This window comes from Brevibacillus brevis (assembly GCF_031583145.1).
GTDB classification, from domain to species: domain Bacteria; phylum Bacillota; class Bacilli; order Brevibacillales; family Brevibacillaceae; genus Brevibacillus; species Brevibacillus brevis_E.
Genome location: NZ_CP134050.1, coordinates 5,585,619 through 5,592,500, shown reverse-complemented (window position 1 = coordinate 5,592,500; position 6,882 = coordinate 5,585,619). Strand labels below are relative to the sequence as shown.

Genomic DNA, 6,882 nt, shown 5'->3' with positions numbered 1-6,882 from the left:
GGATGGCCGTCCAAGCAGTGAGCCTGGTGTGTAGGCAAATCCGCACACCGTAAGGGCAAGCTGTGATGGCGAGGGAAATTTTAGTACCGAAGTCCCTGATTTCACACTGCCAAGAAAAGCGTCTAGCGAGGAACAAGGTGCCCGTACCGCAAACCGACACAGGTAGGCGAGGAGAGAATCCTAAGGTGCGCGGGATAACTCTTGCTAAGGAACTCGGCAAAATGGCCCCGTAACTTCGGGAGAAGGGGCGCCCCGGTAGGGTTTATAGCCCGAGGGGGCCGCAGTGAAAAGGCCCAAGCGACTGTTTAGCAAAAACACAGGTCTCTGCGAAGCCGTAAGGCGAAGTATAGGGGCTGACGCCTGCCCGGTGCTGGAAGGTTAAGGGGATGAGTTAGCGCAAGCGAAGCTTTGAACCGAAGCCCCAGTAAACGGCGGCCGTAACTATAACGGTCCTAAGGTAGCGAAATTCCTTGTCGGGTAAGTTCCGACCCGCACGAAAGGCGTAACGACTTGGGCGCTGTCTCGGCAAGAGACCCGGTGAAATCATAATACCTGTGAAGATGCAGGTTACCCGCGACAAGACGGAAAGACCCCATGGAGCTTTACTGTAGCCTGGTATTGGAACTTTGTGCATCATGTACAGGATAGGTGGGAAGCTGAGAAGCAGGGGCGCCAGCCTCTGTGGAGCTGTCGGTGGGATACCACCCTTGATGTACGGAGTTTCTAACTCGTCGCCCTGATCGGGCGAGAGGACCATGCCAGGTGGGCAGTTTGACTGGGGCGGTCGCCTCCCAAAAGGTAACGGAGGCGCCCAAAGGTTCCCTCAGAATGGTCGGAAATCATTCGTAGAGTGTAAAGGCAGAAGGGAGCTTGACTGCGAGACCTACAAGTCGAGCAGGGACGAAAGTCGGGCTTAGTGATCCGGTGGTTCCGCATGGAAGGGCCATCGCTCAACGGATAAAAGCTACCCTGGGGATAACAGGCTTATCTCCCCCAAGAGTCCACATCGACGGGGAGGTTTGGCACCTCGATGTCGGCTCATCGCATCCTGGGGCTGAAGTAGGTCCCAAGGGTTGGGCTGTTCGCCCATTAAAGCGGTACGCGAGCTGGGTTCAGAACGTCGTGAGACAGTTCGGTCCCTATCTGTCGCGGGCGCAGGAAGTTTGAGGAGAGCTGTCCTTAGTACGAGAGGACCGGGATGGACGCACCGCTGGTGCACCAGTTGTCACGCCAGTGGCACAGCTGGGTAGCTATGTGCGGACGGGATAAGCGCTGAAAGCATCTAAGCGTGAAGCCCCCTCCAAGATGAGACTTCCCACAGCGTTAAGCTGGTAAGACCCCTCATAGACGATGAGGTTGATAGGTTCGGTGTGGAAGCGCGGCAACGCGTGGAGCTGACGAATACTAATCGGTCGAGGGCTTATCCACACAATCCTTGCATACATGCGTATTCAGTTTTGAAGGAATGACATTTGTCGCTATTCTTTCAAAATGGAGCTGTGGTGAAGTTGGAGTTCACGCCGGTCTGTCACACCGGAGGTCGCGGGTTCGAGTCCCGTCAGCTCCGCCATTTTCCCAAATGGCAATGAAAAGAACAATGCGGCTCGGTAGCTCAGTCGGTAGAGCAGAGGACTGAAAATCCTCGTGTCGGCGGTTCGATTCCGTCCCGAGCCACCATGTGCGAGCCATTAGCTCAGTTGGTAGAGCATCTGACTTTTAATCAGAGGGTCGAAGGTTCGAGTCCTTCATGGCTCACCAGTTTTTTCTAAGGGTATAAATGAAATAGATAGAAAGTCATGCGGACGTAGCTCAATTGGTAGAGCGTCGCCTTGCCAAGGCGAAGGTCGCGGGTTCGAGACCCGTCGTCCGCTCCATTCGTTGTCCGTAAACACCACTGGCTCCATAGCAAGTGGTGTTTTCCTGCTTTTACCCACAGAACACTTTACAAGACGAGTCAGCTTGTAGGGCAGCAGCGCATCTGGTACGATACTTGAAGTAACTGCTCCTACGATGTTGGAGGTTCTATGAAACATAACAAAGGTATTTTGAAGAAAACAACAGTCGTTGACTTTAAACAAGACGCTGCCTTTTTTCTCGACAGAGGCACGCGCTTTTTGAACCGCTATGATTACGAAAAAGCACTGCGTTCTTTTCGCCGTGCGATTGAGCTAGAGCCTACGAATGCTGAGTGCCACTGCCATCTGGCAAGTGCGCTCGCCGAGACCGGGCAATTTGAAGCATCGAATGACGTGCTCTATGAAGTGATCGAAAAATGGGATACCTCCATGACGGAAGTATATTTTTACATGGCAAACAACTACGCCAATCTGGAAGACTACCAGATGGCGGAAGAAATGGCGATCCGTTATCTCCAGGAAGATGGTAACGGTCCGTATCGGGAGGAAGCCGAAGAACTGCTCGATTACATTTACTTCGAGCTGGATATGCCGCCTCGCCACTTTTTGCCGAGCGACAAGGAGGACGTCTTCAGCAAGCATGAGCGGGCGAGACGCAGCCTTGAAGAAGGGCGCTTTCTGGAAGCGCTGGACATCTTGAAGGAAATCGTGGAAGCGGACCCGTCCTTCCTTCCCGCCTGGAATAATTTGTCGCTCGCCTACTACTATGTCGGCGATTTCCAAAATGCCATGAAGACGATCGAAAAGACGCTGGAGCTGGAGCAAGGCAACCTGCATGCACTATGCAACCTGGCCGTGCTGCTGTCGCATCACAACCAGGCGGCGGAGCTGATCACTTTGATGGACATGCTGAAAAAGGTCGTGCCGTTTCATCCGGAGAACACCTACAAGCTGGCGACGACCATGGGGGTGCTGGGGCAGCACGATGAGGCCTACTTCCATTATCAGCGAATGCTGAGGGCGGGACGTCCAAACGAGGCTTGCACGTACCACTACGCAGCTATCTCCGCCTATTTGAGCGGACGCAAGGACCAGGCGCTGCGCTGGTGGCAAAAGGCCAAGCAGATGGACCCGGAAGCCGGCATTGCCGACCAGTACATTCAAATGGTAAAAAACGAACAAGAAGGGGAAACTATAAAACCGATCCCTTATCAATACAATCCGCCGCAACGGAACGTGTCGTGGGAGCAGGCTTCTTTCACAGGCGTGGAAGACTTCAAGACTGATCCGATGATTCGCGCGTCCTTGCTCTGGGCCCTGCAGCATGGCAGAGACGAAGTCAAATTCGCGGTATTGCAGACCTTGTCGCTGATTGGCGACGATGAAGCCGAGCAGGCTGTCCGTCAGTTTTATCACGCGACGGATGATCCGCAGCTGCAAAAGCTGGCATTGCTGGCCTTGGCCGATATGGGTGCGGCCATGCCGGAGCATTTGCCAAAGCAGACAGCTCCCGAAGAAACGACCGGGGAAAGCGTCGAGGAGAGCATCCGCCGCTACCTGTTGGAGAGCGGACAGGCATCGGCAGGCAACTGGTGTCTGCAGGTGTGGCGAGAGCATGGAGAGTATGCGAGCGGTCAAGTACAAGTGCGGAAAGCAGTAGCGTGGGTCGCCGCATTAGAATATGTATACGGAGCCGTGACGCACGATAAAAAATCGCAAGCTCACCTGGCCGAAAAATACGGGATATCCGTCTCGACTGTCGCGAAGTGCGTCAAAGTATTGACGACGCTTGATTTTAAATAGATTATTACATTATAATTAGTTTAAACAAGGAAAGACAAACCTGCTTGCCAAGGAGGCATCCTATATGAGTGAACAAAAAATATATGATGTGATCATTGCCGGTGCCGGCCCTGCCGGTATGACGGCTGCAGTATACACTTCCCGCGCCAACATGAGCACGCTGATGCTGGAGAGAGGGATCCCTGGCGGCCAAATGGCCAATACAGAGGAGATCGAGAACTACCCAGGCTTTACATCGATTCTCGGTCCTGACCTGTCCACCAAAATGTTCGAACACGCACAGCAATTCGGCGCTGAGTACGCTTACGGAGAGATCAAGGAAGTCCGCGACGAAGCACCGTACAAGCGGGTGATCACGAGCGACAAGGAATACTTGGCCAAGTCGGTCATCATCGCGACAGGTGCTGAACACCGTCTCCTCGGCGTACCGGGCGAAAAAGAACTGTCCGGCCGCGGCGTATCGTATTGCGCGGTATGTGACGGTGCCTTTTTCCGCAACAAGGAGCTGGTAGTGGTAGGCGGCGGCGACTCCGCTGTAGAAGAAGCGGTGTTCCTGACCCGCTTTGCGTCCAAAGTGACCATCATCCACCGCCGCGATCAGTTCCGCGCCCAAAAAATCCTGCAAAAACGCGCATTTGAAAACGAAAAGATCGAAGTGATCTGGGATACGGCTGTAAAAGAAATCCGCGGTGAAGGCAAGGTCCAATCCGTCCTGCTGGAAAACAACAAGACCGGCGAGCAACGGGAATTTGCCACCGATGGCGTATTCATCTACGTAGGGATGGACCCGCTGACAGAAAGCGTGCGTTCGCTGGGCATCACCAACGATGCCGGCTATGTACTGACCGATGAGAAAATGTACACCAAAGTAAAAGGCGTATTCGCCGCAGGGGATGTACGCGAAAAAATGCTGCGCCAAGTCGTGACAGCAACAGGCGACGGATCCATTGCAGCCCAATCCGCTCAGCACTATGTGGAAGAACTCAATGAAGCGTTAAAGGAACAAAATGTCACAATCTCTTAACCTGGTTGTAACATAAGTGAAATATTTGGGAGTTAAGATAAAGACAATGAATTGACCCCCTTATCTATATAAACAATTGTTGCGTGGCTGGGATTCAGCCGCGCATCTTTTTTTTCTCTGCAGGCTTGTACGTGAGGGGTCGCGGGAAGCGTGCAAAAGGATGCGAATATGCCAGCCATTATGGTATGCTATTGTCAGAATCGTAGGAGGCGAGATGCGTGACGGAATTGGGAAACGACAAGGCCATTAATCTGCTGATCATTACGGGGATGTCCGGTGCTGGGAAGACTGTTGCTGTACAAAGCTTGGAAGACTTGGGCTATTTTTGTGTAGACAACCTGCCGCCGGTGCTGATCCCCAAATTTGCCGAGCTGGTCAAGCAGTCCGGCGGAAGTATCGAGCGGGTTGCATTGGTGATCGATTTGCGCGGACGCGAGTTCTTCGAGAGCCTGTCCGATACGATCGAGAGCCTCAATCAGATGAACGGACTTTCGTACCACATTCTTTATCTGGATGCGAGCGATACGACATTGGTGTCTCGCTACAAGGAAACGCGTCGCCGCCATCCGCTTTCGCCAAACGGTTCACCCTTGGAAGGGATTCACGCTGAGCGCCGCCTGCTGCAAGAGATGAAAGGATGGGCGCACCAGATCATCGATACAAGCCAGATGAAACCGGCCCAGCTGCGGGAAAAGATCATCAGCCAGTACGGGCAGCAGGGATCTCCGCTTACGATCAACGTACTTTCATTCGGGTTTAAATACGGCGCTCCTATCGATGCCGACTTGATGTTTGATGTGCGGTTCCTGCCGAATCCGCACTATGTAGAAGAACTCCGCCCCAAGACCGGCTGTGACCGGGAAGTCGCGGATTACGTCATGAAACATAGCGAGACGCAAGAATTCCTCGGAAAGCTGACAGATTTCCTGGCGTTTACGCTGCCGCACTACCAGCGTGAGGGCAAAAGCCAGCTCGTCATTGGCATCGGCTGCACGGGCGGAAAGCATCGCTCTGTGGCCATCGCCGAACATTTGGGAGAGACGTTCGGAAAAGATTTTACGGTGCGGGTGAGCCATCGTGACATCGAAAAGAACAAGTGAGCATAGGATGCAGGAAGAAATTGGGGGATGCCCCTGACAGAGAAAAGGCCACGTGCCAGAGGGCACTAAGTGGATAATGAGGTGACATATGCCGACGAAGGGAATGGGGAGGCTGCAGCCAAGACAGTTGCGTATTGTCGTAATCGGCGGAGGGACGGGTCTGTCCGTGTTGTTGCGAGGGCTCAAACACGAGCCTGTGCATATTACCGCAATTGTTACTGTGGCTGACGACGGAGGGAGCTCCGGGCGATTGCGCGAGGAGATGGATATGCTCCCCCCGGGAGACATTCGCAATGTCTTGACCGCCTTGGCCGATACGGAGCCGTTGATGGAAAAAGTGATGCAGTACCGTTTTTCCACGGGTACGGGATTGGCAGGGCATAATTTGGGAAATCTACTACTTGCAGCGATGAACGAGATCACGGGCGATTTTGTCACGGCTGTCAAGACGCTCAGCGGGGTGCTGGCGGTACGCGGGGACGTGTTGCCTGCGTCAACCCAGTCAATTCGGCTCGTAGCGGAAATGACCGACGGATCCCTCGTGATGGGCGAATCACAAATACCGTTGACCGGCAAAGAGATCAAACGGGTGTTTCTCGACCCGGAAGACGCCGTGCCGCTTAGTGAAGCACTGGCCGCGATCGAAGAGGCGGATGCGATCTTGATCGGGCCCGGAAGCCTTTACACCAGCATTCTGCCCAATTTGCTGGTACGGGGGCTGTTTGCCGCGATCAAACAGGCGACGGCCCCGAAGATTTACATCTGCAACGTGATGACGCAGCCGGGAGAAACGGACGGGTTTACGGCTTCGAAGCATGTGAACGTCATGTACGAGCACGTCGATGGACCATTTTTAGATACGATTATTGTCAATTCTGCAGAGCTGCCGGGACACGTTTTGGAGAAGTACGCCGAAAAAGGAGCAGCTCCTGTCCCATGTGATCTGAAAAAGCTGCGACAGCTCGGTTTGCATGTCGTGGCGAAGCCGCTGGTCACATTCGAGGACGGCTTCCTTAGACACGATGCGCAGGCGGTGAGCAAACAGGTAGTGGCTCTCGTCAAGCGCAGAAGGAAGGTGCTGAAGATAGAGAAGGAGTGA

4 protein-coding genes, 4 tRNA genes and 1 rRNA gene (1 of these 9 cut by a window edge) are annotated in these 6,882 nt (G+C 53.8%); all 9 read left to right on the top strand.

What is annotated here, in order from left to right; all coding sequences use genetic code 11:
* A 23S ribosomal RNA gene (locus RGB73_RS27655) occupies window positions 1-1,428 on the top strand; it begins 1,500 nt to the left of the window's first position.
* Window positions 1,429-1,493: 65 nt separating this feature from the next.
* Window positions 1,494-1,570 (top strand) — tRNA-Asp (locus RGB73_RS27650).
* Window positions 1,571-1,601: 31 nt separating this feature from the next.
* A tRNA-Phe gene (locus RGB73_RS27645) sits at window positions 1,602-1,677 on the top strand.
* A gap of 5 nt (window positions 1,678-1,682) precedes the next feature.
* Window positions 1,683-1,758 (top strand) — tRNA-Lys (locus RGB73_RS27640).
* Window positions 1,759-1,798: 40 nt separating this feature from the next.
* Window positions 1,799-1,874: transfer RNA gene (locus RGB73_RS27635), tRNA-Gly, on the top strand.
* Window positions 1,875-2,024: 150 nt separating this feature from the next.
* Window positions 2,025-3,659 carry a tetratricopeptide repeat protein gene (locus RGB73_RS27630; RefSeq protein ID WP_310766405.1) on the top strand — a complete coding sequence of 545 codons (1,635 nt, stop codon included), beginning with the start codon at window positions 2,025-2,027 and terminating at the stop codon, window positions 3,657-3,659.
* A 64-nt stretch (window positions 3,660-3,723) separates the two neighbouring features.
* Entirely contained in the window at window positions 3,724-4,683 is a 960-nt protein-coding gene (gene trxB / locus RGB73_RS27625) for a thioredoxin-disulfide reductase (RefSeq protein ID WP_310766404.1), read from the top strand.
* Between the two features lie 218 nt (window positions 4,684-4,901).
* Window positions 4,902-5,783 carry an RNase adapter RapZ gene (rapZ, locus tag RGB73_RS27620; protein WP_310766400.1) on the top strand — a complete coding sequence of 294 codons (882 nt, stop codon included), beginning with the start codon at window positions 4,902-4,904 and terminating at the stop codon, window positions 5,781-5,783.
* A gap of 88 nt (window positions 5,784-5,871) precedes the next feature.
* Window positions 5,872-6,882 carry a gluconeogenesis factor YvcK family protein gene (locus RGB73_RS27615; RefSeq protein WP_310766397.1) on the top strand — a complete coding sequence of 337 codons (1,011 nt, stop codon included), beginning with the start codon at window positions 5,872-5,874 and terminating at the stop codon, window positions 6,880-6,882.

Bases quoted from the DNA above. Each gene is read 5' to 3' on its own strand.
- RGB73_RS27630 (WP_310766405.1), top strand. From the start codon at position 2,025: ATGAAACATAACAAAGGTATTTTGAAGAAAACAACAGTCGTTGACTTT.
- trxB (WP_310766404.1), top strand. From the start codon at position 3,724: ATGAGTGAACAAAAAATATATGATGTGATCATTGCCGGTGCCGGCCCT.
- RGB73_RS27615 (WP_310766397.1), top strand. From the start codon at position 5,872: ATGCCGACGAAGGGAATGGGGAGGCTGCAGCCAAGACAGTTGCGTATT.